This is a genomic window from Moraxella sp. 179-F 1C4 NHS (genome assembly GCF_045370505.1).
GTDB classification, from domain to species: Bacteria; Pseudomonadota; Gammaproteobacteria; order Pseudomonadales; family Moraxellaceae; genus Faucicola; species Faucicola tetraodonis.
Genome location: NZ_JBIQEC010000009.1, coordinates 77,322 through 101,273 on the forward strand (window position 1 = coordinate 77,322; position 23,952 = coordinate 101,273).

The 23,952-nt window shown below is 42.5% G+C and carries 23 protein-coding genes and 1 pseudogene; 7 read left to right on the forward strand and 17 right to left on the reverse strand.

Translation table 11 applies throughout. The features are described from left to right. Window positions 1–141: 141 nt before the first annotated feature. From ACH0AB_RS06100 to ACH0AB_RS06125, 6 genes and pseudogenes are all read right to left on the reverse strand, one after another. Window positions 142–774 (reverse strand): Fe-S protein assembly co-chaperone HscB, encoded by a 633-nt coding sequence (locus tag ACH0AB_RS06100; RefSeq protein ID WP_406877588.1) that lies wholly within the window; start codon window positions 772–774, stop codon window positions 142–144. A 51-nt stretch (window positions 775–825) separates the two neighbouring features. Further along, a complete protein-coding gene (iscA, locus tag ACH0AB_RS06105) occupies window positions 826–1,167 on the reverse strand; it encodes an iron-sulfur cluster assembly protein IscA (RefSeq protein WP_198001315.1) in 342 nt (113 codons plus the stop codon). A gap of 85 nt (window positions 1,168–1,252) precedes the next feature. Further along, a complete protein-coding gene (iscU, locus tag ACH0AB_RS06110; protein ID WP_007116687.1) occupies window positions 1,253–1,636 on the reverse strand; it encodes a Fe-S cluster assembly scaffold IscU in 384 nt (127 codons plus the stop codon). A gap of 101 nt (window positions 1,637–1,737) precedes the next feature. After that, window positions 1,738–2,955, reverse strand: a complete 1,218-nt coding sequence (locus ACH0AB_RS06115) for an IscS subfamily cysteine desulfurase (RefSeq protein ID WP_406877589.1) — start codon at window positions 2,953–2,955, stop codon at window positions 1,738–1,740. A 179-nt stretch (window positions 2,956–3,134) separates the two neighbouring features. After that, window positions 3,135–3,566 (reverse strand): annotated as a pseudogene (locus ACH0AB_RS06120) (Rrf2 family transcriptional regulator); the annotation flags it as partial. Window positions 3,567–3,792: 226 nt separating this feature from the next. Beyond that, on the reverse strand, window positions 3,793–4,455 hold the full coding sequence (locus tag ACH0AB_RS06125; RefSeq protein WP_406877590.1) for a hypothetical protein: 663 nt from the start codon (window positions 4,453–4,455) through the stop codon (window positions 3,793–3,795). Window positions 4,456–4,903: 448 nt separating this feature from the next. Between ACH0AB_RS06125 and ACH0AB_RS06130 the strand changes: the two genes are divergently transcribed. Further along, a complete protein-coding gene (locus tag ACH0AB_RS06130) occupies window positions 4,904–5,176 on the forward strand; it encodes an HU family DNA-binding protein (protein WP_007116691.1) in 273 nt (90 codons plus the stop codon). A gap of 153 nt (window positions 5,177–5,329) precedes the next feature. On the opposite strand, the gene ACH0AB_RS06135 is transcribed toward ACH0AB_RS06130, so the two are convergent. After that, window positions 5,330–8,386: a LysM peptidoglycan-binding domain-containing protein gene (locus ACH0AB_RS06135; protein WP_406877591.1), complete on the reverse strand. Its 3,057-nt coding sequence runs from the start codon at window positions 8,384–8,386 to the stop codon at window positions 5,330–5,332. Between the two features lie 215 nt (window positions 8,387–8,601). Beyond that, on the reverse strand, window positions 8,602–9,111 hold the full coding sequence (locus ACH0AB_RS06140; RefSeq protein ID WP_406877592.1) for a hypothetical protein: 510 nt from the start codon (window positions 9,109–9,111) through the stop codon (window positions 8,602–8,604). Window positions 9,112–9,456: 345 nt separating this feature from the next. Here ACH0AB_RS06140 and yajC point away from each other — a divergent pair, with 345 nt between their 5' ends. The 5 genes from yajC to ACH0AB_RS06165 all read left to right on the forward strand — a co-directional run bounded on the left by yajC (window position 9,457) and on the right by ACH0AB_RS06165 (window position 14,330). Next, window positions 9,457–9,801 carry a preprotein translocase subunit YajC gene (yajC, locus tag ACH0AB_RS06145; protein WP_081454568.1) on the forward strand — a complete coding sequence of 115 codons (345 nt, stop codon included), beginning with the start codon at window positions 9,457–9,459 and terminating at the stop codon, window positions 9,799–9,801. Between the two features lie 155 nt (window positions 9,802–9,956). Beyond that, window positions 9,957–11,852 (forward strand): protein translocase subunit SecD, encoded by a 1,896-nt coding sequence (gene secD, locus ACH0AB_RS06150; RefSeq protein WP_406877593.1) that lies wholly within the window; start codon window positions 9,957–9,959, stop codon window positions 11,850–11,852. A gap of 10 nt (window positions 11,853–11,862) precedes the next feature. Then, window positions 11,863–13,113: a protein translocase subunit SecF gene (gene secF / locus ACH0AB_RS06155; RefSeq protein WP_406877594.1), complete on the forward strand. Its 1,251-nt coding sequence runs from the start codon at window positions 11,863–11,865 to the stop codon at window positions 13,111–13,113. A gap of 70 nt (window positions 13,114–13,183) precedes the next feature. After that, window positions 13,184–13,891, forward strand: a complete 708-nt coding sequence (locus tag ACH0AB_RS06160) for an AzlC family ABC transporter permease (RefSeq protein WP_406877595.1) — start codon at window positions 13,184–13,186, stop codon at window positions 13,889–13,891. Next, window positions 13,875–14,330 carry an AzlD domain-containing protein gene (locus tag ACH0AB_RS06165; RefSeq protein WP_406877596.1) on the forward strand — a complete coding sequence of 152 codons (456 nt, stop codon included), beginning with the start codon at window positions 13,875–13,877 and terminating at the stop codon, window positions 14,328–14,330. Before ACH0AB_RS06160 ends, ACH0AB_RS06165 begins: the two co-directional genes overlap by 17 nt. Window positions 14,331–14,368: 38 nt before the next feature. Here the strand turns inward: ACH0AB_RS06165 and purF are convergent, their stop codons facing one another. The 9 genes from purF to tolQ all read right to left on the reverse strand — a co-directional run bounded on the left by purF (window position 14,369) and on the right by tolQ (window position 23,312). Beyond that, complete coding sequence (purF, locus tag ACH0AB_RS06170) at window positions 14,369–15,904, reverse strand: amidophosphoribosyltransferase (protein WP_076776129.1); 1,536 nt, start codon at window positions 15,902–15,904, stop codon at window positions 14,369–14,371. A 111-nt stretch (window positions 15,905–16,015) separates the two neighbouring features. Further along, complete coding sequence (locus ACH0AB_RS06175; protein ID WP_099833953.1) at window positions 16,016–16,531, reverse strand: CvpA family protein; 516 nt, start codon at window positions 16,529–16,531, stop codon at window positions 16,016–16,018. A 24-nt stretch (window positions 16,532–16,555) separates the two neighbouring features. Beyond that, window positions 16,556–17,599: a quinone-dependent dihydroorotate dehydrogenase gene (locus ACH0AB_RS06180; RefSeq protein ID WP_062330420.1), complete on the reverse strand. Its 1,044-nt coding sequence runs from the start codon at window positions 17,597–17,599 to the stop codon at window positions 16,556–16,558. Window positions 17,600–17,876: 277 nt separating this feature from the next. Beyond that, window positions 17,877–18,389, reverse strand: coding sequence for a DUF4870 family protein (locus ACH0AB_RS06185; RefSeq protein WP_007116703.1), 513 nt, complete (start codon window positions 18,387–18,389; stop codon window positions 17,877–17,879). A gap of 74 nt (window positions 18,390–18,463) precedes the next feature. Then, a complete protein-coding gene (locus ACH0AB_RS06190) occupies window positions 18,464–19,468 on the reverse strand; it encodes a hypothetical protein (protein ID WP_406877597.1) in 1,005 nt (334 codons plus the stop codon). A 61-nt stretch (window positions 19,469–19,529) separates the two neighbouring features. Next, entirely contained in the window at window positions 19,530–20,840 is a 1,311-nt protein-coding gene (locus ACH0AB_RS06195; protein ID WP_406877598.1) for a TolB periplasmic receptor, read from the reverse strand. Between the two features lie 137 nt (window positions 20,841–20,977). Further along, on the reverse strand, window positions 20,978–21,943 hold the full coding sequence (locus ACH0AB_RS06200) for a cell envelope integrity protein TolA (protein ID WP_406877599.1): 966 nt from the start codon (window positions 21,941–21,943) through the stop codon (window positions 20,978–20,980). A gap of 116 nt (window positions 21,944–22,059) precedes the next feature. Further along, window positions 22,060–22,527 (reverse strand): protein TolR, encoded by a 468-nt coding sequence (gene tolR, locus ACH0AB_RS06205; RefSeq protein WP_312533596.1) that lies wholly within the window; start codon window positions 22,525–22,527, stop codon window positions 22,060–22,062. 56 nt (window positions 22,528–22,583) lie between these two features. Continuing rightward, entirely contained in the window at window positions 22,584–23,312 is a 729-nt protein-coding gene (gene tolQ, locus ACH0AB_RS06210) for a protein TolQ (protein ID WP_406877601.1), read from the reverse strand. A gap of 557 nt (window positions 23,313–23,869) precedes the next feature. Between tolQ and ACH0AB_RS06215 the strand changes: the two genes are divergently transcribed. Beyond that, on the forward strand, window positions 23,870–23,952 hold an 83-nt coding region (locus tag ACH0AB_RS06215; RefSeq protein WP_472797692.1), incomplete at its 3' end, for a TerD family protein.

Below are 23,952 nucleotides of genomic sequence, written 5' to 3' on the forward strand. Positions count from 1 at the left end.
AAAATAGAAAAAATAATTTGAAAATAAAACCAGCTTAGTTTATATCTTTATAGAAAGTCAAAACGGATGGTATTATAAATTAAAAATATGATAAACCAATAAATTAACCAACGCTATGACAACTTACCCTTTCACCATGATTTACACGTAAAGATCGTCATCATTATCAAAATTTTGCTTGGCTAATTCATCGGTGGTTTTTGCCACATCTACTTGCAGTTTAACCAAAAACTGCAGTTTTTGAATGATATCTATCGCCTGTTTGGTTAAGGCATCATCATTAGCCTCAGCTGCAGCTGAATTATCAATTTTTTGGTAAACTTCGTCAAAGGCAAGTTGATAATTATTTAGCCACTCGGTAAGTTTTTTGCTAAGTAGCGTAATACTTTGGCTATCAGCATCGTCTAAATCGATACGAAATGACATGGCATCGTCTAAAAATTCCAAATCACGAATCGGCTGGTTAATAGATTGTGAAATGCCTTTGAGTGCCAATAAATGTGACGCGCGAGAATCAGGGTTTTTAAGCGTATTGTAGGCTTCATTAATAATAGCAGACGCTTGCTCAGGCTTTAGTGCGGATAATTTGGCGATTGATTCACGCAAAGAACTATCCGTATTAGCAGATAGCAAAAGGGTTTGCTCAGCTACAGACGCATCAAGATTGTTATCAGGATGGAACTTAGATTGAAGTTGGCGAAGGGTCTGCTGAAGTTTGGCTATATCAATTTGATATTGTTGGGGTACATTCATCAACTCAAAATAATTAACCATTTTCAACTTCCCCTACCGAGCCATCACTATACTGACAAAAAATATTAAAAACTAAACGGTGAAAGATTCACCACAGCCACACTCACCTTTTTGGTTTGGATTACTAAATTTAAAGCCTTCATTGAGACCTTCTTTGACAAAATCCATTTTCAAACCATTAAGATAAACTAAGCTTTTTGGATCGACAAATACACTAACCCCATTACTTTCAAAACGTTGATCGTTAGGGTCTGGCTCATCAACAAATTCCAGTACATACGCTAAGCCGGAACAACCTGCGGTACGGATACCTACGCGGATACCTTCGCCATGACCACGGTTTTGCAAAAAATCGCGTACATGTTCAGCTGCATCGTTTGATAATTCAATCACTTTACTACCCCATCTATTCATTTCAATCTTCAAGCTAGTCACTTCGAGCGACTCACACAGTCTTATTGAGGATGAATCAATAAGACTGTGACAATCGTGCAGTCAATCAAGCTTCAGCTTTAGATTTATAATCTTCAATCGCTGCTTTAATGGCGTCTTCTGCCAGCACTGAGCAGTGCACTTTAACCGGTGGCAATGCCAGCTCCTCTGCGATATCTTTGTTTTTAATTGCGCTAGCTTCATCCAGGGTTTTGCCTTTAAGCCACTCTGTCACCAATGAGCTTGATGCAATGGCTGAACCACAACCATAGGTTTTAAAGCGCGCATCTTCAATGATACCGTTATCACCCACTTGGATTTGCAGGCGCATCACATCACCACACGCTGGGGCACCGACCATACCGGTACCGACATTTTTGGCATCTTTATCTAAGTTTCCCACATTGCGTGGATTTTCATAATGGTCAAGCACTTTATCACTGTAGGCCATTTCATTTTCCTTTTGGCTGGTTACGTCAAACGTAACTGACTAATCTTTACTTATTAATTCGATTGAATAAATTTTTAATGGAAATTAATTTTTAATACAAATTAATGTTCATTCCATTCCACACTATTTAAATCAACGCCTTCTTTATACATATCCCAAAGCGGTGATAAAGCGCGTAATTTTTCAACCGCGATTCGCATCTCAGCAATCGCATGGTCAACATCTTCTTCGGTGGTATAACGTCCCAAACTAAAACGAATTGAACTGTGAGCAAGCTCATCTGATAATCCAATCGCACGTAATACGTAGGAAGGCTCAAGCGTTGCTGATGTACAAGCAGAACCAGACGACACGGCAAAATCTTTCAATGACATCATCAAGGATTCGCCTTCTACAAAGTTAAAGCTGATGTTGACGATATTTGGAATGCTGTGATTGATGTCACCATTAAGATAAACCTCATCAAGCTCTTTTAACCCGTCCCACAGACGTTGACGCAGTTTTGTCAGTCTGGCTTCATCTTCTGCCATACGTTTGCCAGCAATGGCAAATGCTTCACCCATTCCCACAATCTGATGCGTTGCCAAAGTACCTGAACGCATACCACGCTCATGACCACCACCTTGCATTTGTGATTTTAGACGCACACGCGGTTTGCGACGTACATATAAGGCACCAATCCCTTTAGGACCATAAATTTTATGCCCAGAAAAACTCATCAAATCAACTTTTAATTGTTCCAAATCAATCGGAGTTTTACCGGCTGCCTGCGCCGCATCAACATGAAAAATAATACCTTTTTCACGTGTGATTTCACCAATCGCCGCAACATCTGTTAGGGTGCCAAGTTCGTTGTTAACCATCATTAGGGTCACTAAAATAGTATCTTCACGAATAGCCTCTTTCACTTGGTCAACCGTGATCAGACCTGTCTTTGGCTGTGGGTCTAGATAAGTGATTTCAAAACCTTCTGTTTCTAACTCGCGGCAGACGTCTAGCACGGCTTTGTGTTCAATTTTACTGGTAATAATATGTTTGCCTTTACCACTATAAAATTGTGCGGCGCCTTTAATCGCCAAATTGTTTGACTCAGTAGCCCCTGAAGTAAAGACAATTTCACGTGAATCGGCGTTGATTAATTCTGCGATTTGCTCACGGGCAGTTTCAACCGCTTCCTCAGCTTGCCAACCAAACCCATGCGAACGCGAGGCAGGATTACCAAACACGCCATCAAAGGTCATGTATTTCATCATCTTTTGGGCGACTTGCTCATCAATTGGTGTGGTCGCGGCATAATCTAAATAGACTAATTTATTCATGCTAACAAATTCTCCCCAGAATTCTGTTTTAAGGTTTTGCTGTTATCAGCTAATGAATGATTGTTACTAATGTTACTAACTTTAGCGGTGCTATGCTTTGCTCGTTGCGATACAGGTGCCTCTGTCATCGGGTTTACCGCAGATTGTTTCCTATGCTGCATATCTTCTACCATCAAAATTTGACGCTCAGAAATTTCACGGATAATTTGACGATTAATAAGCGTATCTAGTGTCACCGTGGACAAATAGTTTTCAATTTGCTCAGACAATCCATTCCATAAATCATGGGTTAAACACATGGCGCCATCTTGGCAGTTGCCCTTACCTTCGCAAGCTCTAGCATCCACCGACTCATCAACGGCTGAAATAATGGTCATAATCGAGATTTCATTGATGGGTTTGGCAATATGATAACCGCCTGAAGCACCGCGAGTGCTTACCACCAACCCTTTTTTACGCAGCTTTGAAAATAACTGCTCAAGATAAGAAATAGAAATCTCTTGACGTTTTGCGATATCAGACAATGACACAGCCAATTCATGTTTTTGCTCTTGCAATGCCAAATCTAGCAGCGCTGTCACTGCATAGCGTCCTCGGGTTGTCAATCGCATAGTAGCCCCACTTAAGTTAAAAAATTTAAATCTGTTCAAGCACAGTAAGCTGTGAAAACACGTTTTATGGTTGGTATGACTATTATATAAAAATCCGAGTCTTTTAGTCAAGATTAATTCTTACTAAAACACTCGGATTTATTTATTTCTCAGATTTATTTACTTAATGATAAGCGATTTTTTATCAAAGCAATTTTTTTATCAAAGCAATATAAGGGAATGGGTGTTACTTTACCACCCAGCCAATCGCACAAATAATGAATAATACAAAAAATGCGATTGCCGCGCGTTTCATCCATTTATTTTTACTGTTTAATTCTAAAATTTGTGCTTCAAGCGCTGTTTTTTGTAGATTTGCGGCGTTGACTTGGCTATTGAGTGCCTCAACTTGTTGTTTATAGTCATCATCGGTTTTGATAGGTTTTTTGACTTTTTGCTTGTCTTTATCGCCTTTGACTGCTTTTGTGATGACTTGTAATAGCTGATTGATACCAATTTGATGTAAAAAAGCCTTCACCTCTGCCGTCTTTTGTGCTTCGCCGCGGATTTGTAGCTGCTCGATGGCTTTGGGCTGATTGGTAAATAAATTCTGGGCGATTTGCCAAGTAAAGCCATTGATGGTCACGTCGACCTGCTGAGAAGGCTGTAATTGACTGTCTAACAAAATGCCGTTAACGGTAAAAGTCATATAAAAAGTGACGTTTGGGATATAAGCGTGAATATGAACGACAGTATTGGTAGTGGCTAAAGGATAGACAACCTTACGAAGATCGGCATCAAAACGTAGCAACAGGGTCAGCAAGGTTTCAATAATCACTAATACCACATTGAGCGCTGTCGTGGCTATATTGCTTGGGGCATTGGTCGAAGTTTGAAAATTATCGTTCATTAAATTTCCACAAAATTAATCAAATATGGGTTTTGTAATTTGTCGATAGTGTAACTTCAAAAGGTTGTTAATAACATTAATTATTGTAAGTCTGGTATAAAACACTGTCAGTCGGTGATTCTTAGTCAAGAAATCATTGCGAGATTGATTCTTAGCCACTTTTACTCACTATAGCTGTATATATCAATTTTTAGCGGTTTTTGTTGAAATAAAATGTTATCGTTTGGTGTGCTAACCACTATATTTTGCAAAAACACGTTAATCAATGCTTAATTGCACAGAAATTATGATTAAACTGCTTGTGAAGCCGCTTGAGTTTACTTATAATCGAATCATAATTACTTATGCAGCACTTGATACTCAAGGCTTTGAGCCTAATTACTTGTCAAGCGTATGCTTTGTATATATAACGTTTATTTTCATCCCTAAAAATTTGAAGGATATTCTTATGAATAAGTCAGAATTAGTTGATAGCATTGCTAAAAAAAGTGGTCTTTCTAAAGCCCAATCAACTGAAGCATTAAATGCCTTTATCGCAACGATTGGCGAAGCAATGAAAGCCAATGATACCGTGTCACTGGTTGGCTTTGGTACGTTTAGCGTGAAAGAACGCCAAGCACGTACAGGTCGTAACCCACAGACTAAAGAAGAAATTCAAATTCCAGCAAGCAAAGTGCCAAGCTTTAAAGCAGGTAAAAGTTTAAAAGATATGGTTAACTAATTAACCCTATATCTAAAAAAGGCGTATTTTTAATTAAATACGCTTTTTTATTGCCTTATAATTTCCTTACTAAGTATAAAAACTGAGTAAAAACTTAAGTAAAAAACCACTATTTTACATAGTGGTCTTTTTGTTTGGCAAGCTTTGGTTCATCTATCTTGGCACAGTAATGATTTGACCCACTTTTAGCGAGGCCGTTGGTGACAAGTTATTTAAGCTAGCCAGTTCTTTAGGGCTGATGCCAAAGCGTCCTGCCAAAGAAATTAAGCCTTCGCCTGCTTTGACTTTATAGGTTGTTGTGGTTTTTGGAATTTTGATGTTTTGACCAATCAATAACGACTCATTACCTTTTAAATTATTTAAAGCGGCAAGCTCACTTTTAGAAACGCCATATTTTGCACTCAAGTTTGTCAGACTATCACCTGATTTTACTTGGTAGCCTTGTGCCTCACCACGACTATATTTACTTACTGGCTTTGACGCTGGCTTGTTATCATCCTCTGATTGGGCGTCTTTGGCTGCTTTGGTCTCTTTTTTTGTTTCTTTTTTGCTCTCGGGTTTTGCAGAGTCGCGTTTGACGGTAGGTTCGCGGGTCGCTGTCACGCTAGCCACCGTACCCAATCCCGCTTGAGGAATAACCAGTTTTTGCCCCTGAATTAAATTTGCAGTCGGTTTTAGATAATTGGCTTTGGCCAAGTCTGCTACCGTTAAATCAAAGTTATTGGCGACGCTACCTAAGCTATCACCTGGACGTACCGTGTAGTTAATCGATTTGCCAGCTAGCGCATATTTGACCTTTTCAACTGTGACAGGCACGATGATGACTTGTCCTTTTTGCACACGATAATTGGTGTTAAAACCGTTGACATCGGCAATGTCTTTGGGCGATACGGACAGTCGATCAGCGATACCCGACAAGGTATCACCCGTCTGAACCGTATAACGACTTGATACCGGTTGCACTTCAGCTCTAGCAGGGGCAGGCTTTTGCGCTGCGGGCTGTGCCACTGGCGGCTCTGGCATTTTGTCTGGAATTAACCACAAGTTTTGGTTGGTACGCACTTGATAAGTGACTGGTAAATTATTGAATTTTGCTAACTCACTGACATTTAGATCAAACTTGTCGGCGATGCCTGTCAAGGTATCCCCCGCTTGCACGATATAGCTATTGGCTTTACGTTTTGGCGATTCTGCTACTTTGGGTTCGATAGGCTTGGCGTTGTATAAGTAAAGTGTTGAACCTGCTAGCAAGGCAGCATTTGGGTCAATTTGGTTCCATTCAGCGATATCTCGCCAATTTACACCCATGCGACTGGCGATATTTGCCAAGGTGTCGCCAGCTTTGACTTGATAGGTGCTGCGTGTGCCACTTGGACGTTTTTTGGCAGCTTGCTTGCTAACTGTGACAGCTTTGCTTTCACTGGTGGTATTGGATTTGCTCGTGGTTGCTTGCGCCGTGCTGGGTGCTTTGCCATTTAAGCTCGACGCTTGGGTAATTTTGACCTCTTTTGGCAACACCACGGGTGGTTCTTCATAAGTCAGTTTTTTGGTCTCGCCTTTGGCTTCTAGCACAGATTGCTGGGTTTGAATGGCATTGAGCTTGATATTACTATCTGTAGGGTTAATCGCTTGCTCTACTTGTGGTGCGGTTTTTTCGATTTCTTTAGCAATTAAGTTACGCTCTTGATTGGACAAAGGCGGTTCTTGCACAACGGTGTTATTGGCAGTGACAATCGCTGAAGTCGTTGGTAATGTATTGGTAGACTGCATTTCAGCGGTCACCATTTTTTGTTCGGTGGCGGTAATCGGCGGTTCTTTGATTACCGTATTACGGCTTTGGATACTTGGCGCACTAGGAATAGGGGCGATATAAGTCGTGGTTTGGTTTTTAACCATATTATTTGCCATCGCCGCCAAGTCGCTGCTAGAGGATGGCAAGGTAACTTTTTCTTTTTTGCTATAGGCTTGTTGGGCGGCAGTGAGCGAATCACCTTGACTTGCGGTTGTGGTTCTAGTTTGGTTGCCAAAGTTTGTCGTCGGTGTGTTATAAGTAGACGTAGTAGTTTTAGGGGTGACATAACTATTGTTTGCCAAATAACCTTGCTGACTCATATAACCATTACCCCGTAATTGGGTGATTTTACGGTCAATGGATTCATTGAGATCATTGGGAATCAGAATGCGACTTGGGCCTGACATATCTACCGCACCTGCAATTAACGCAGGATTTAGGGCGCGCAGTTCATCGTAGCTTACGCCTGTCAAATTACTAATTTCATACAAACTTACCCCAACATTGGCAGGGACACCTCTAAAATGCTGACGGTTTGCAATTGCGGGTAAATACACATTGTAGGTACTCGGATTTTTGACAATTTGCGCCACTGCCAAAAATCGAGGGACATAGTTCATCGTTTCAGTGGGTAGTTTGAGCGACCAATAATCCGTGGGTAGCCCGCGCGCGGCATTGTAATTAATCGCAGATTGGACACGGCCTGGACCGGCATTGTACGATGCTAATGCCAACTCCCAACTACCAAACTGGTTATACAAGGCGGTTAAATAGTCATAAGCGGCACGGGTTGACTCAATCACATCACGGCGACCATCAAAGGTACTGGTTTGATTCAACCCATAAATACGACCTGTACTTGGAATAAACTGCCATAAACCTGCAGCCGATGCGTTACTATTGGCATTGGGGTCATAAGAGCTTTCAATCACAGGCAATAATGCCAGTTCCGTTGGAATATTGCGACGCTCAGCTTCTCGCACCGTGTAGTATAAATAGCGGCTAGCACGCGCTGTTAAGCGGTTTAGATAGTCTTGGCGGCTAATAAACCAACTTTTTTGCGCTTCAATACGCGGATCGTACACATTTGAGTTCATACGAAAATTGACGCGCAGTCTATCCCACAAATTACCATAGCGCTGAACCAACAAAGCGTTATTCTCTACCATGCTCATGTCGGTGGCTTCAAGCAGCCCTTCAAGTTCATCCAAACTATCCATATCCAGTAACGCTGCATTTTCTTGCGCGCTACGCACAGTGCTTTTGCTGTGACTGGATGATCCAATCATGGGTTTACCCGCTGGACTGGTGGTGCTGGTGGTTGGCGCACTGCTACAGGCTGCCAGAATAATAGACGAGATAGCTAAACTTAACGGTTTGATAGTTTTTTTTGATGAATGGCTTATCGAAAGCAACATGATAATTCCTAGCTCTTTTTTGCAATTTAGATGTAGGACATATATCCATCTCATAGCGTAAAACTATGAAAGAATATAAGCTAAAATTTGACATTATAAATAAAAAAACGGCTGTGATTTCAAGCCAGTGAAATTAAATATTGGCTGAAATTATACTAGAATCCATAAAAAAAGTGGCACAAAACTTTTGCACCACCCTTTTTAACACCACTAAATTAGTGCTTTTCAATCACAAGCTGGCTAATCGCCCTAGACAATAACACCGAGTTACCGCTTTCAGCAAAGGTAATGCGTGAAGTTGTTACTAAACGTGTCGTTACGTTATTTTCGACGATGACTTCTGTGGTTATGGCATCTGCTTTGGCATGGTTACCGCTAGATACCACGTTGTTTAATTGTATATCATAGCCATATCGTGTTGCTTTTGACCAGTTGTTTTGCAAGAGGTTTAGATAATTGCTTTTATTTAAGGTGGTGGTTTTTCCTTTACGCGACACAGATATCAAGGCATCATCAGCCACTAGGCTTGCAACGCGCGAAATGCTCTTAGCATTTGCTGCAGCCGCCATCGCCGCACCGTAATTATCGATATCACGCTGGGTGATCTCAGCGTTTGCCAGCGTTGGGACGGTTAACGAAGTCGCGATGACTACACCTAGCCATAGTTTTGACCTTACCTGCTTTCGGATTTTATCAATCGGTTGAAAATTTAACGTCATAGTCATGAGATTTTCCTTCAATTGGTAACACCAATTGTTTGACCCTAAAAGAAATAATTTGTTACAACTAAGCATAGCATAACCATTAACTTTATTGTTACGTCATTGTTAATAATCAAGCATAAAATAGTGAATAACTCCGATAAAACTCTGTGACCCTCATATCTAAAACTATCCAAAATCGCTGGATTTTCTACTCACCGTTCATCTTCCTAGCGCTGAATTATTTCAGCAAACAAGGGTTAATCATTTATTAATTTGGCTAAATCGGTTATCATTACAGGTTGTTTTTATCACTGTTTTATGACTAAGTCTCAATTGAAGGGTATTTTAACTATGCTACTTACCGCTATTTTAGCATTTATCCAATCTGCCCATGCGGAAGGTGCGGCGGCAGCACCTACTGGAACAGGTGCTTCCACCATCATGCAAATGCTATTGCCATTGGCTTTTTTTGCTATTTTTTACTTCATTATTATCCGACCACAAAGCCGTCGTAACAAAGAGCATCGTCAAATGATTGATGCCATTAAAGAAGGCAATGAAGTGGTATTTGCCGGTGGCTTGATGGGGAAAATCAAAAAACTTCAAGGTGAATATGCGGTTGTAGCATTAAATACTACCCAAGAGGTGATGGTGCAACGTGCCTCAATCATTTCGGTATTGCCTGTGGGTACCATTGATAGTCTTAAATAATTGCTGATGCAGCTCACCTGTCAGGTTGGCGACCTAGCATTCTGTTAAGTTGCCAACTGGCTATTATGATATTTTACTGCCTTGTTGATCGCGGTTAATAGCCCTAGTAGAACAACTAGTTACCTAAAAAAAATCAAGTTTAAGAAGTCAAGATTATGCACTACCCTGCTTGGAAATACTTTTTAATCGGCATTGTGCTGCTACTGAGCACCCTGTATGCCCTACCAAACCTTTATCCAGACAAGCCCGCCGTTCAAATCACGGGGGCTTCCGCTAGTACCACATTGACCAATGATGTACTAAAACAAGCGGAAACCATCCTAAATGCCGCCAACATCCCAACCAAGAACAACAGTTTTGATGGTAAATCAGCTTTGTTAAAAATTGGTGATGAGTCGACTGAAACGCAGCTTAAAGCGCAACAAGTGCTAAAAGAAAAGCTTGGCGACAATTACGTGGTGGCACTGAACTTGGCACAAACCACGCCAGCATGGCTACGTAATATTGGCGGCAATCCTATTAAATTAGGCTTGGACTTGCGGGGTGGTGTACGGTTTGTACTAGAAGTTGATATGAGCAAAACCGTCTCTCAACGTTTGGAAAACTTAACTCGAGATATTCGTACAGAGCTACGCAACCAAAAAATTGCCGTGACCAATTTACAAGCAGGGCAAAATAATCTGACGTTAAACTTTGTCGATAATGCCGCGCGTGATCAAGCCATGAATGTGTTACGTAGTCGCTTTGGGACAAATTACGAATTACAACCGCTCATCAATGCAGGGGGTCCAGCGATTAACATGACCTTGACCCAGTCGACGATTTCACAAATCTCTCAAGATGCGGTCACCCAAAACTTGACGACTTTACGAAACCGTATTAATGAGCTAGGCGTGGCTGAAGCCGTGGTGCAATCACAAGGTGCCAACCGTATTGTGGTGGAATTACCCGGGGTACAAGATACCGCAGAAGCCAAACGGGTCATTGGTCGTACCGCCAATCTCGAATTTCGTATGGTGTCTGAGCAAAACAATACCTTCCAAGCCAATCCATCTGGGGTATTGCCTGCAGGCACTGAAGCCTACTCATTTGGTGAAGTTGACAGCCCACAAAAAACCTTGTTGGAACGTCAAGCTGTGGTCACCGGTCGAAACGTACAGGATGCCCAAGCAGGGATGGATCAAAATGGTCGCCCTCAAGTCAATATCACGCTGGATAACGCAGGCGGTCGTTTGATGCAAAATACCACAGCGAAATCAGTGGGCAAACAAATGGCGGTACTGTTTATTGAAAATAAGCAGCGTGTCACCTTCCAACCAGACCCAGTGACAGGTCAAAATAAAGAAGTAAGAACACCTTACGCAGAAAGCCATATTATCAATCAAGCGACCATTCAAGGCGTCTTTGGCTCAACTTTCCAAATCACGGGCTTAGATAGTAATGCAGAAGCCTCAGAGCTGGCTTTGTTACTTCGTGCAGGTGCGCTAGCGGCGCCCATGTATTTTGTTGAAGAACGTACTATTGGTCCATCATTGGGGCAAGATAACATCCAAAAAGGTATGTTCTCTACCCAAGTCGGCTACTTACTCGTGTTCTTATTTATGATTATCTTTTATCGTTTATTTGGTTTGATTGCCAATATCGCGTTGATTTTTAACTTAATGATGATTTTAGCCATCATGTCAGTGATTGGTTCTGCCCTAACCTTGCCGGGTATCGCAGGTATCGTGTTAACCATCGGGATGGCGGTGGATGCCAACGTGCTGATATTTGAACGCATCCGCGAAGAGCTTGCCAACGGCGCCAGACCAAAATCTGCGATTGTGGCGGGTTTTAACCGCGCATTTACCAGTATTTTTGATGCGCAGCTAACTACCTTGATTGTCGCATTTATTTTATTTGCGATTGGTACAGGTCCGATTAAAGGTTTTGCTGTTACCTTAGCCATTGGTATTGCCAGCTCTATCTTCACCTCAGTGACCGTCACGCGTGCACTGGTACAGTTAGCTTATGGCTACCGCAAAACTGTCAAACGCCTAAGTATTGGTTAAGGAGCGAATAATGAATGATGATAAGTTAGAGGATCTAGAGGGTTTAGATGGCTCAGAACCCATTAACCCCGAGCAAAAACTCTCCGAGCTCGGTGTACGTCGTAGTGATGAAATAGCATCAAATAAACAGCACCGCAAAACGCCGCGCCGTAATGGTAAAGGGGTGAATAAAAATTTGGTCAAGCAACCTGCCAACTCCTCCGATACTGCAACCCAAAACGCTGGGTTGGCGGTGGCTAACACTGCCATTGCTGAATTTTCGGCAGATGGTTTTGGCGGTGAAAAACTCTTTGCGGGTCGGCGTATTATTGATTTTTTGAAGGTATCTAAACCTTTTGCCATATTATCCGCCATCTTAACGATTCTGGGTTTGGTCGCTATTTTAACCAAAGGTTTAAATCTAGGCTTAGACTTTACAGGCGGTGTGTCGGCCACGGTTGTTTATGAGCAACCCGTGCAACAAGCCCAAGTTCAGTCAGCCTTAGCAAGCCATAAAATCAATGACAGTGTGGTGCAATATTTGGGCAGTAACAAAGAAATTTTGGTACGCCTGCCGCCGCAAAAACAAATCGAAGGGTTATCAAACTCTCTCGATACTGCGTTAGATTTACCCAATAACAATGCCACCATCAAGAATATTGACGTGGTTGGCAGTCAAGTAGGTAATGAAATTTATGTCAGCTCCTTGGGGGCAACGGCACTGGCATTACTGTGTATGTTTATTTATGTGATGGTGCGTTTCCAAGCCAAATTAGCCTTAGGCGCGGTGTTGGCGTTATTTCATGATAGTATTATCACCGTGGGTATTTTCGCACTTTTCGGGTGGCCGTTTGATTTGACCGTGCTTGCTGCAGTGTTATCACTGATTGGTTACTCGATTAACGATACCATCGTCGTCTTTGACCGTATCCGTGAGAATTTTCGCCGTGTCCGTGGTGCTAGCCCAACGCAAATTGTCAATTTATCGCTCACCGAAACGCTACGTCGTACCATTATGACCATTTCAACGGTGTTGCTGGTAGTGGTCGCGATGCTGCTGCTTGGCGGTGAAAGCTTGCATTGGTTCTCAGTAGCATTGCTCATTGGCTTGATTTTAGGTACTTTCTCATCGGTGTATATCGCCAGTGCGATTCCACTGTGGCTCGGTATGTCGCGCAAAGACTTTATTGTCGAAGTCAAACCAGAATTTGTTGAGGACGAAGTGGTTTTTGAAGACCGCAATGCGCCTATCTACGACAACAAAGTATTAGATAATCAATAAATGATTTGAGCGGCAAAAATACCCTACTTGCTAGGGTATTTTTATGGCTAGAATCTAAACAAGAATAGCAATGATGACAAATGAATTAATGAAAAATGGGTTATGGCAACAGGCGTTTAAAGTAAGTTTTCCTGTGGCAATGGGCTATATTCCTGCGGGCATTGCCTTTGGTGTGTTGTTTGTGGCAGCAAAAATGCCTATATGGGCGGCGATTTTATCTAGTGTGGTGTTATACGCGGGTGCGGCGCAATATGCTTCTATTGCGCTGTTAGCGGGCGGGGTTGGAATCTCAACCATCGCCAGCAATACCTTAGCGATAAATTTGCGCCATGCTTTTTATGCCATTCCTTTGTTAAAACAATTACCAACCAATCCTATCCGTCGATTTTATTGCTTGTTTGCGTTAACCGATGAAACTTTTTCCGTGTTAACCACCCTTCATGAAAATGAACGCCAAAGCCTCATATTACCTGTGAGCTTGCTCAATCAGTGTTATTGGGTTATCGGTACCATATTGGGCATTTTGCTGGGTGCAGGGCTCAATGATTGGGTACCCCATTTGGATTTTGCGTTAGTGTGCTTATTTGCTATTTTAGCCTACGAGCAGTTTAAAGCGGTCAAGGCTTACTATCCCATATTCATCGCCATCATTGCATTTATAGCGGCATTTTATTTTATATCCGATTGGTTGCTACTATCAGCGATTTGCGTGAGTTTGGGACTCATTATCATCCACTTTTTTATGAGCAATAAATCTGCTCATGAGCAAGCTCTCTGATAGTTCAAACTACGTGACAGTTCAACCGCCAAAAAATTTATCCATTAATCGTTATAATATTATGAACATACCACCTGATAACTTTTATTTAGTCGCCGCTACTTTTGCCATGGCTTTGGTGACTTTTCTCACCCGCTTGACCCCGATAATTTTGCCAAAGCGATTATTGGATGCGCCATCGTTGCTCGCGGTGAATAAAGCATTGCCATTATCGGTGATGACGCTGTTGATTTTAACTTCTTTGCATTGGCAGCAGCCCAAGCCTATGAGTATGAGTCTGGGCTTATCACCATTACTTGTGGCAGAGATATTAGCGCTTTTAGTGGTGTTGCTCAGCTATCATTGGAAAAAGCAATTACTGCTAAGTATGCTGGTGGGGATTGCTAGCCTTAATGGGTTTTTATGGGGATTAAATCTGATAGGTTTTCAATCCCCATAAAAAAAAGCCCAACTTGGGCTTTTTTTATGAAGGATAACTTATACCTCGGTTTGCACCCCGACGATATCCACAGGTGTATCAGCCACGTCTTGTATCCCAGATTTTTTCTGTTTGGCTTTATCACTGCGTTTACGCTGTAATTCATCCAAATAGTCTTCATCAATACCACCAGCGATGTATTTGCCATCAAATACCGAACAGTCAAATTTTTTGGCATCGCTGTGTTTGTCTTGTACCGCTTCAATCAAATCATCCAAATCTTGGAATATCAAACGATCCGCGCCGATGATTTTACAAACGTCTTCCACACTATGACCTGAGGCAATCAGCTCATTGCGCGCTGGCATGTCAATACCATACACATTGGGATATTTGACGGGTGGCGCCGCACTGGCAAAATACACATTATTGGCGCCTGCATCACGTGCCATTTGGATAATCTCGTGGCAAGTCGTGCCACGTACAATTGAATCGTCGACCAACAATACGTTTTTATTTCTAAATTCAAAAGGCACTGCGCTTAATTTTTGACGCACCGATTTTTTGCGTTGCTGTTGACCTGGCATAATAAAGGTGCGACCGATATAGCGGTTTTTCATAAAGCCTTCACGGTATTTCACACCTAGATGCTGGGCAAGCTCCATCGCAGAAGTACGTGAGGTATCGGGAATAGGAATAACCACATCAATCCCGTGATCTTCGCCCCATTCTTTGATGATTTTCTGCGCTAACGACTCGCCCATACGCATACGGGCTTTATAAACAGAAATATTATCAATAATCGAATCTGGGCGGGCAAAATAGACGTATTCAAAAATACAAGGTCTAAACTCTTTAGCTTCGACACACTGACGACTAAAAAAGTTATTGTTTTCATCAATAAAAATCGCTTCACCGGGCTTCACATCTCGAACGATATCAAAACCCAATGCGGTTAACGCAACTGACTCAGATGCCACCAGATATTCAAAGCCGCCATTTTCCGCTAATCGTTGACCAAAAATCAGCGGACGAATGCCATTGGGGTCACGAAATGCCAAAATACCATAGCCCGTAATCATGGCGACCACCGCATACGCACCTTCGATACGTTTGTAGACGGATGTCATCGCTTCAAAAATATCATCGGGACTTGGATGCTGGATACCGAGTTTTTGCATCTCATGCGCTAGCACATTGAGCAAGACTTCTGAATCAGAATCGGTATTAATATGGCGCATATCTTCCATAAACAGTTCTTTGGCAATCTCTTCTGCGTTGGTCAAATTACCATTATGCGCCAAGGTAATACCATACGGCGAATTGACATAAAAAGGCTGAGCTTCCGCACTGCTAGACGTACCAGCTGTTGGGTAACGTACATGCCCGATGCCTTGATTACCGACAAGACGCATCATATGACGTGTCATGAACACATCGCGCACCATGCCATTTTCTTTACGCAAAAACAGACGTCCATCTTGACATGTCACAATACCCGCGGCATCTTGCCCGCGATGCTGCAGCATAGTCAGCGCATCGTATAGCATTTGATTAACCGGACTGTGAGCGGCTATACCGACAACTCCACACATATTTTACCCCTTTGATTTTTCACGGATGGCTATGAGACCTGATGAAAATTGAATGAAACTACCTTATTTGGCGGCTTAGAAGATGTTAGCCGTCAGTTAAACTTACCAATGCTATTGGCCCATTTGCCCTATTCCTTCGAAAGCGGTTTTCCCCAGATTGGCAGCAAGCTGTTGGGTGATTTGGGTCGCAAAAGGTGCCATTGGCAGTAGCGCATTGGCAAACTTAGACTGCTGCCAAAAGTCACGTTGACCGACAAAAGGCGCCAATAAACTCAGCACCATCAACACAATGACCAAATTTTTGACCAAGCCAAACCCCGCGCCCGCCAATTTATCTACGATACTCAGTCTAAGCCCCTGCAAGGTTTTACTCATCACCCATAATACGATTTGCAGTCCCACGATGACAAATAAGCCAATTGCCAAGAATGCCGCAATGATACTAAGGCCGGTTGAGCCAGTGAATGACACAAAAAACGGTGCTAAAGGTTTTGCCAAATAACTGGCTAGCAGCAGTGCCAATAGCCAACCAAACATGCCCACCAGTGAGCGCATTAAGCCATTATTAAATCCCTGCCACAACCCCATAAACAATACAAACAACACTAGCATATCTAACAAAGTCATCGGGTCAAGCTCGTATCATGGGATTTACAAAGTAGACGGCGAATGTTGGCTTAGACGATAACCGTCAAGGGCTTCAACACAGGTTTGAATGAGCTCTGGTCCTTCATAAATCAAACCACTATAGAGCTGAATCAAATCCGCACCTGCTTCAATCTTTTTAACCGCGCGTTGACCATTGTCAATGCCGCCTACGCCGATAAGCGCAACTGAGCTCGGTAAGCGTTCGGCAAACTGCTCAAGAACTTGGGTACTACGGTGGCTCAGTGGTCGACCTGATAGCCCGCCTGCTTCTTGACTGATTTTGTAGTCTTCTACCCCATTACGGCTTAAGGTGGTATTGGTGGTAATCAGCCCATCAATATCAAAACGCACCAATTCTTTGGCAATATAATCAATTTGGTCTTCTTCCAAATCTGGGGCAACTTTCAGTACCAATGGCACATAATACTGATGTTGGCTAGCGAGTTGGCTGTGGCGTGATTTGATGCCATCAAGCAGCGCCGTGAGCGCATCACCACTTTGCAAGTCACGCAGGTTTTTGGTATTGGGAGAGGAGATATTCACTGTAATATAAGACGCGTAAGGATACACTCGCTCTAGACAATAAATATAGTCATCTAGGGCATTTTCAACAGGCGTGCTGGCATTTTTGCCAATGTTAATACCCAAAATGCCTTGATATTTTGCACGCTTAACTTGCTCGATGAGATAATCGACGCCTTTATTATTAAATCCCATGCGATTGATAATGGCATGGGCTTCTTTGATACGAAATAGACGGGGTTTTTCGTTGCCAGGCTGTGGTTTTGGGGTAATCGTACCAATTTCGATGTAGCCAAAACCCAATGCCGCTAACGCATCGATATATTCGCCGTTTTTATCAAGCCCGGCTGCCAAACCTACCGGATTGGTAAAGGTTAACCCCATACATTCTGTCGTCAATTCTTGCTTACCGTACAAAAACCCGAGCATCCCAAATTTTTGCGATTTTTCGAGTAATGATAACGTGATTTCGTGGGCTTTTTCAGGATCGGTGTTAAATAAGAACGGACGAAGAAAGGCATACATAGTTGAATAAGCACTCACATTGCATGGGTGAATCTAATTGACTCTGCCCTTTATACAAGCAGAACTAACCTATTTAGCTTGAGAGATAGCACCCGTTGACGTGCTGTCTAGACTATCTCGTCAAAATCAGAAAAGCTATTATATCAGTGTTGACGCTAAATAAACACCTGCAATTTTCTTTGCTTCACCGCTATATTAACTACCATATCAGCTATCAACCCAGAGTATTTAGAATATAGATTGCAGGATTTAGCTTTTAACGTCCTATAATCAAAGACTAAGGCACAGCTCGACCATTTGACAAGGCAATCCAACCACGAATAATGCGATACAGATGCCATAAGACTGTGGCGACGATTATCAGGCCGCCTAAAGCACCGACAATAAAACTACCACCCATCGTATGATTACTATCAACGGCGGCGCCAAAAAATAGCCCGCCAGTCGCAAAAATCACCATGACAAAACCAATCACCCAAAAAAATATACTGTACCAAAACGTTTTGATTTGCCAATCAAAGTGACTATAAAGCCACGTGTTTCTAGCCTCATCGCGCTTTAAGTAATTCATCACAATCGGAATAATCCAAGTCAGTCCCGCAGTAAAATAACTAAACAGCGCCAACGCATAAGTAATGTGGTTATAACTGATTTGGCTTTGGGTCACCGGTAAGTTTTGACTAAGCTGCGTGTATTGCGGTAACGCTGATGGATAACCATTCGCCCCACTACCAAATTGTGGATTGGCTGGGTCAGGTGTGTGAGCATCTGTTGGTTTTTCTAGGTTCATTATAATTTTCCATTAATGATTATTACTTTTTTTATCGGGTCATACACTAGAATTTCAATTGATTGTTATGGACTTTAGGGTGTTACCCAAATCGGCTCTCGAATGGTAAATGGTTGGTGGTTGCTATCGGCAAACTCGATTGTCCAGCTAGCAGGCGACTGCTGCAATCTCAATGACTCAAAAGTCGGTACTGGGATGATTTTTATGCGGTTTTTTGCCGAATAAAGTAAATAGTTGCCATCGGGCGAAAAGTTGGCAGGTTCAGCCAATCCTTCATTATTGATAGCGATGCTTTTTTTAGTTGCCATATCTGCAAGCCTGCCTTGGCTATTATCGCTGACATAAGTGATCAAACGCCCCGTAGGACTAATCCGAGCTATGGCATTGGTTTTACCAGGCAAGTTTAAAGGCAAAAATTGTTGTTTTGCAAAATAGTATTGATAAAGTTGCGGTTGTAAAAATTTGGCTTTATCCGACGTAAATATAAAGGATTGACCATCTGGCAACCACACAGGGGCTAAATCAATTGCTGGTTGATGCGTCAGTTGTTGTTTTACATTGCCGCTGCTATCGGTCAAAAAAATCTCTGGATTGCCCATTTGGCTATTTGCTAGTAACAATTGGCGCCCATCAGGGGAGATTGCGCCACTAAAATTATGGGTGCGTCTGCCAGAAACTGCAGAAATCTCAGTGACTTGCAAAGTCGCTCTATCAAGGATAACGACTTGAGGATAACTTTTTCCTGCTTGAACGGTAAAAATCAGGCGGTCGCCTAAGCGACTGGCGGATAAGCTCATTATCGTCCCATTGACCTTATACAAAGTCTTTGGGTCGCTGCCATCGATTTGGGTTTCAATCAGCTGCGCTTGGCGATTTTCCCCAAATCCGGTTAAATAAATAAAAATCAACTTACCTGACAGCTGGCGAGCATCCATATGCAGCAAATTAGTTGGCGCAGTCGCTATGACTTTGGGCAGTGAGGTCGAACTTTGCAGGGTGGTGTTAGATAGTTTTGTTGATGGCGAGCGCATGGTCTGACACCCTGTCATCGCCAAGCTAATTGCCATGACAATTGCCATAACAGCGGCGCACCATAAACGGGGTAAGAGATAAACATGCTTCATGTTATTTGTGGCTTGGTTAAGGTAAAACATTATTGGCGTCTGGATTGAGCCAAAGTGGTCCATAAATCAAGCCATTGGGTACGCCATTTTGGGATGGGCTAATACTGATGGATTTGCCATTCGATACAATGGTAATGACATTTTTATTGGAATAAATATAGTGTTGTCCATTGGGTGAGACACCTGGGGCTTCACTTAACCCAACGTTATTTACAGCGGTTACCGAGCGCGAACCCAGATCCATCACCGCGCCTTGATTGGCGCCCGACAAATAGGACATTTTTTTACCATCATTGCTGATGCGCCCCATACTGCTCAGTCCGCCGCCCGTCAAGCGCTGTTCACTACCGGTTGCCAGATTGTATAGATAAATTTGACCTTTATTACCGCCTTTTTTACCACCGGCTCTATCTGAAGTATAGACAAATGATTGGCCATCAGGCGCCCAACTAGGATAAATAGCCCCCACAGGGTCATTGGTCAAGCGACGAGAATTGCCACCTTGCGCCAAATAAATCTGCGGTATGCCGTTTTCAAAACTGCTACTAAATATCACACGGCCATCTTTACTCACGGACGCGCCATAATTCATGGCTTTAAAATTCGTCAAATTGCTGACTGCCCCGCTGACAATATTGGCAGACATGACCTGCGGATAGCCTAGCGTGTCGGGCTGAACTTGAAAAGTAAAGGTTTGATTGTCAGCAGAGGTATTTAGGGTTTTAATGGTACCGTTAAACTCATAAATCACTTTTGGGTTAAACCCATCCACATCAGAAATGACCAAACGTGACACACGGTTTTTAGGCTTGCCTGTTTCCACCACATACGCAATGCGCCCAGAAAAATCGCCTTTGATGCCTGTCAATATCTCATAGATACGGTCAGCAACCTTATGCCCTGCCATACGCAAACTTTGCGAGTTATTTTTGCTGGTAACGGTTTGCAGACCTTGCATCACCTCGCCTGTCGCCACATTAATGACTTCAAAATTGATTTCAACATTGCCACGATTGCTGCGCGTATTGCCGACCACCAGATAAGGGACGGCGTTATGCTGCCAGACAGGCAAAGTGACTTCACGACTGCTATGAGGCCGCTCTGGTAAATTACTATCTAAGGTAAATTGCCCCAAATTGGTCAAATCATTGGTGACAATCCCTGAGATACTCTCCGCACCAGCAAATGGTACAATGGCAATTTGCAAGTTAGAGCGTGGTGCCTGCTTGACTAGGGTAAAATCAACATTGTCGGCAGCATTCGCTAGAGGTGGCATCGCAGTGGTAGCCAAGGCAATGATTGCCGCTTTCAAAAGAGTATGGTTCATAATTAGCCTGCAATAGTTATAATTATTAAAAATTGGTTTCAAATAATAGCATTGTTTTAATCGCCAAAAAAGACTGGGCAAGACTAAGCGCTACCACACTATTTAGCTTTACTACTTAGCTTTCCTATTTGACTTTACTATTTAGCTCTAAAATTGCCCGTCATGCTTCTTGCGCCATTTGGCGGGGGCGGCAGTGGACTTGATTGGTTGATTGCTTGTTGTAAGCTTGCTTTAAAAGCGGCATCACTACTGCCGCGAATAGTAATATTACTAATTGTACCATCCGCAGCAATGCTAAATGACGCCGTTAATGAATTGCCATTACTATTGGTTGGTACATTCCAATTTGCATCAATCATCGCCATGACTTGGCTGACATAGCCTGCCGAGCTCCCACCCGATGCACCACCACGTCTGCTAGAACTTTGACCACCAGATGATTGCGATTGCGCTGCACCTGTAGATTGACCATCTTTACCCAAATCCAGTGATTTTATATTATTATCACTTTGCCGCTCGCTATTGGCATTGAGATTTTTATTATAAGCGGCATTGTTCGCGCGTATTTCGTTTTTTACCTCATCAATATTGCTTTCGGCAATTTTATAATCTTGCAGATTTCGCTGCTGGGTTTCATTGCGCTGGTTTAATTCATCAATCACGCCTTGTCTTTCAGCTGCTACTTCTCGGTCTAGCTTTTCAGCAAATAGCGCCTGCTCTTTTTCCCATTGCGCCTGCTTGGCGGCTAACGTATTTTTAACCGTTTCAATTTGATTGGTTGATGTCGAATGGGGCGTATTCATTGGCACAGTTGATAGGGTTTGCGAATTTAAAGACGGTGTGTGAGCGTCAGCCATCTCGCCAGCCGTGGCTTGGTTTTGCGCAAGCTCATTTTGTTGGTTGGCTTTGATTTGCTGTTGCATTGCCGACAACTGCTCAGGGGTAATCAACGAGGTTTCCATGGGCGCTGGCGGGGTGTTATGATAAAAGAAAAACAATAACCCAACCACCAATGCATGAGCAATGGCACTGAGCACAATCGCCCATACCGGGTAATCGGGTGTTTTGACGGGTACATAGACTGAGGTCACTTCAGCATACATCGTCTCAGTATTTCCTTATTCTACCAAAAATATTCAATCAAAAATTAAAAGGTCATCGTATTAGAAGGCTGCTTGATTAAAAAGCTACTTCATTAAAAAGCCATTTGATTAAAAGGCTATTTGCTGGCTGGTTTTGGCGGTGCCGTTAACAAGCCAACCTTTTGGATGCCCGCTTGCTGCAAGTTTGCCATCAATTGGATAATATCCCCATATTGGTTATTTTGATCAGCATTAATCATCACATTGACATTGGGTTTACCATCGAACTGGTATTGAGGCTGAGATTGTAAATTATTCAAAGTGGCGATTAGTGCTTCTTCGCTCATTGGCTCATCGGTTTTGTCTTGGGTACTTAAATATAGCTGTCCATCAGATTTTAGTGACACAATCACCGGTAACTGCGTGCCTTGCTGTAGTGATTTGGTTTGCGCTTTTGGCAAATCAATATCCACCCCCGTCGTTAGCATGGGCGCAGTCACCATAAATATAACAAGCAACACCAACATAACATCAATATAAGGCACCACATTCATACCCGCATTGAGTTTTTGAGGACGGCTACGGCTGTAAGGATTTGCTTTCATAGTGTCAAGTTGTTCAATAAAATTTATCTAACATTCATTTAGCATTTAGCGTTTATCTAGCGAGCGAGCGGTGGCATCATGGCAGGTGAATTCATCCCTGTCGGTAAATTGGTAGCCGTATCCACAGTTTGTCGCAACAACATGCCTGTCATCTCATCACAGAACAGGCTACGACTTTGATAAACTTTATCGTTTTTTGCGGTAAAATGGTTGAAAGCCAGTGCCGCTGGAATCGCAGCAAACAACCCGAGCGCCGTGGCAATCAAGGCTTCGGCAATACCCGGGGCAACCGCAGCCAGTGTGGCTTGCGAAGAAGTCGATAAGCCCATGAAAGCCGTCATAATCCCCCAGACCGTACCAAGCAGACCGATATATGGCGAGACCGAGGCAATACTGGCTAGCAACGGCAATCCTTGCTCAAGCTCGAGTTGCTGACGCCCCAAGCCAACGCGAAGTTTGCGCTCGACGCCTTCAATGATTTCACTACGCGCTTGGGTGTTTTTGAGCAGTTTTAAAAACTCACTAAAGCCAATAAAAAAGATTTGCTCAAGTCCACTTCTATCTGGGTTACCTTGAACGCCTTTGTATAGGGTTGGCAATTCAACCCCGGACCAAAAGGTTTGCTCAAAATAATTATCGGCGCGCGTGGCAATTGCCAAGCGACTACTTAAACGAAAAATAGTGACCCAACACAACAAAGAAGCAAATAATAAAATGCCCATGATAATTTTGACGAAAATACTGGCGTGCGTTACCAAACTAACGAGATCAATCGAGCCTTCCATAAAGTTATGCTTCCCCAACCATCCAAATTACTAAATATAAGTCACTAAATATAAATTACTAAATATTTTGATGCCAGCTTATTAACAGCCCGCCAGCCATACCCGATTAAAACCAAAAACCAAAAAACAAAAACTAGTGCAATTATAAGGTCGAGCACTAGAATTTACATAAGCATATTGTAACCAATAACATCTGCTAATCGTATAAAAACTTTTGGTAGATTTTATCAAGCAGCTTGACGGTCAAAGTATTAGAAATTCCCGCAGGTGACAAGGCTGCCATCAGTTGATTTTGGCGCGGGCTTCAGCCTTATAGGTGTCGCTGTGTTCTACTCTTTTCTTACTCATGGTAAACTCTGGTTTAGGATGCAAGTTTAGTAAATATTTTTCTTCCGTTTTTTTTAAGCATACCTCAAAAATTTTAAAATATTTTTTGTATAAAGCGTTAAGCTAAAGAATAGAGCTTTGACTTTATACAGATAATTGTTTAATTTAAGGGAGGAAAACACCCTCAGAAAAATTTTAGCTAATTCAATATTATAATATAGGAGATACAAATGGCTATTTCACTTAATAAAGGCGGTAACTTATCCCTGTCAAAAACAGATCCTACCCTAACACGGTTATTAATTGGTCTAGG

Excerpts from the sequence above, each read along its gene's own strand:
- ACH0AB_RS06140 (WP_406877592.1), bottom strand. The coding sequence starts at position 9,111 with ATGACTATGACGTTAAATTTTCAACCGATTGATAAAATCCGAAAGCAG.
- ACH0AB_RS06185 (WP_007116703.1), bottom strand. The coding sequence starts at position 18,389 with ATGAACCTAGAAAAACCAACAGATGCTCACACACCTGACCCAGCCAAT.
- ACH0AB_RS06125 (WP_406877590.1), bottom strand. The coding sequence starts at position 4,455 with ATGAACGATAATTTTCAAACTTCGACCAATGCCCCAAGCAATATAGCC.
- ACH0AB_RS06100 (WP_406877588.1), bottom strand. The coding sequence starts at position 774 with ATGGTTAATTATTTTGAGTTGATGAATGTACCCCAACAATATCAAATT.
- purF (WP_076776129.1), bottom strand. The coding sequence starts at position 15,904 with ATGTGTGGAGTTGTCGGTATAGCCGCTCACAGTCCGGTTAATCAAATG.
- tolQ (WP_406877601.1), bottom strand. The coding sequence starts at position 23,312 with ATGGAAGGCTCGATTGATCTCGTTAGTTTGGTAACGCACGCCAGTATT.
- ACH0AB_RS06165 (WP_406877596.1), top strand. The coding sequence starts at position 13,875 with ATGAGCAAGCTCTCTGATAGTTCAAACTACGTGACAGTTCAACCGCCA.
- ACH0AB_RS06160 (WP_406877595.1), top strand. The coding sequence starts at position 13,184 with ATGATGACAAATGAATTAATGAAAAATGGGTTATGGCAACAGGCGTTT.
- ACH0AB_RS06135 (WP_406877591.1), bottom strand. The coding sequence starts at position 8,386 with ATGTTGCTTTCGATAAGCCATTCATCAAAAAAAACTATCAAACCGTTA.
- ACH0AB_RS06115 (WP_406877589.1), bottom strand. The coding sequence starts at position 2,955 with ATGAATAAATTAGTCTATTTAGATTATGCCGCGACCACACCAATTGAT.
- tolR (WP_312533596.1), bottom strand. The coding sequence starts at position 22,527 with ATGAAAGCAAATCCTTACAGCCGTAGCCGTCCTCAAAAACTCAATGCG.
- ACH0AB_RS06200 (WP_406877599.1), bottom strand. The coding sequence starts at position 21,943 with ATGTATGCTGAAGTGACCTCAGTCTATGTACCCGTCAAAACACCCGAT.
- iscU (WP_007116687.1), bottom strand. The coding sequence starts at position 1,636 with ATGGCCTACAGTGATAAAGTGCTTGACCATTATGAAAATCCACGCAAT.
- iscA (WP_198001315.1), bottom strand. The coding sequence starts at position 1,167 with ATGAATAGATGGGGTAGTAAAGTGATTGAATTATCAAACGATGCAGCT.
- ACH0AB_RS06180 (WP_062330420.1), bottom strand. The coding sequence starts at position 17,599 with ATGTATGCCTTTCTTCGTCCGTTCTTATTTAACACCGATCCTGAAAAA.
- ACH0AB_RS06130 (WP_007116691.1), top strand. The coding sequence starts at position 4,904 with ATGAATAAGTCAGAATTAGTTGATAGCATTGCTAAAAAAAGTGGTCTT.
- ACH0AB_RS06175 (WP_099833953.1), bottom strand. The coding sequence starts at position 16,531 with ATGACTTTGTTAGATATGCTAGTGTTGTTTGTATTGTTTATGGGGTTG.
- secF (WP_406877594.1), top strand. The coding sequence starts at position 11,863 with ATGAATGATGATAAGTTAGAGGATCTAGAGGGTTTAGATGGCTCAGAA.
- ACH0AB_RS06190 (WP_406877597.1), bottom strand. The coding sequence starts at position 19,468 with ATGGCAATTGTCATGGCAATTAGCTTGGCGATGACAGGGTGTCAGACC.
- ACH0AB_RS06195 (WP_406877598.1), bottom strand. The coding sequence starts at position 20,840 with ATGAACCATACTCTTTTGAAAGCGGCAATCATTGCCTTGGCTACCACT.
- secD (WP_406877593.1), top strand. The coding sequence starts at position 9,957 with ATGCACTACCCTGCTTGGAAATACTTTTTAATCGGCATTGTGCTGCTA.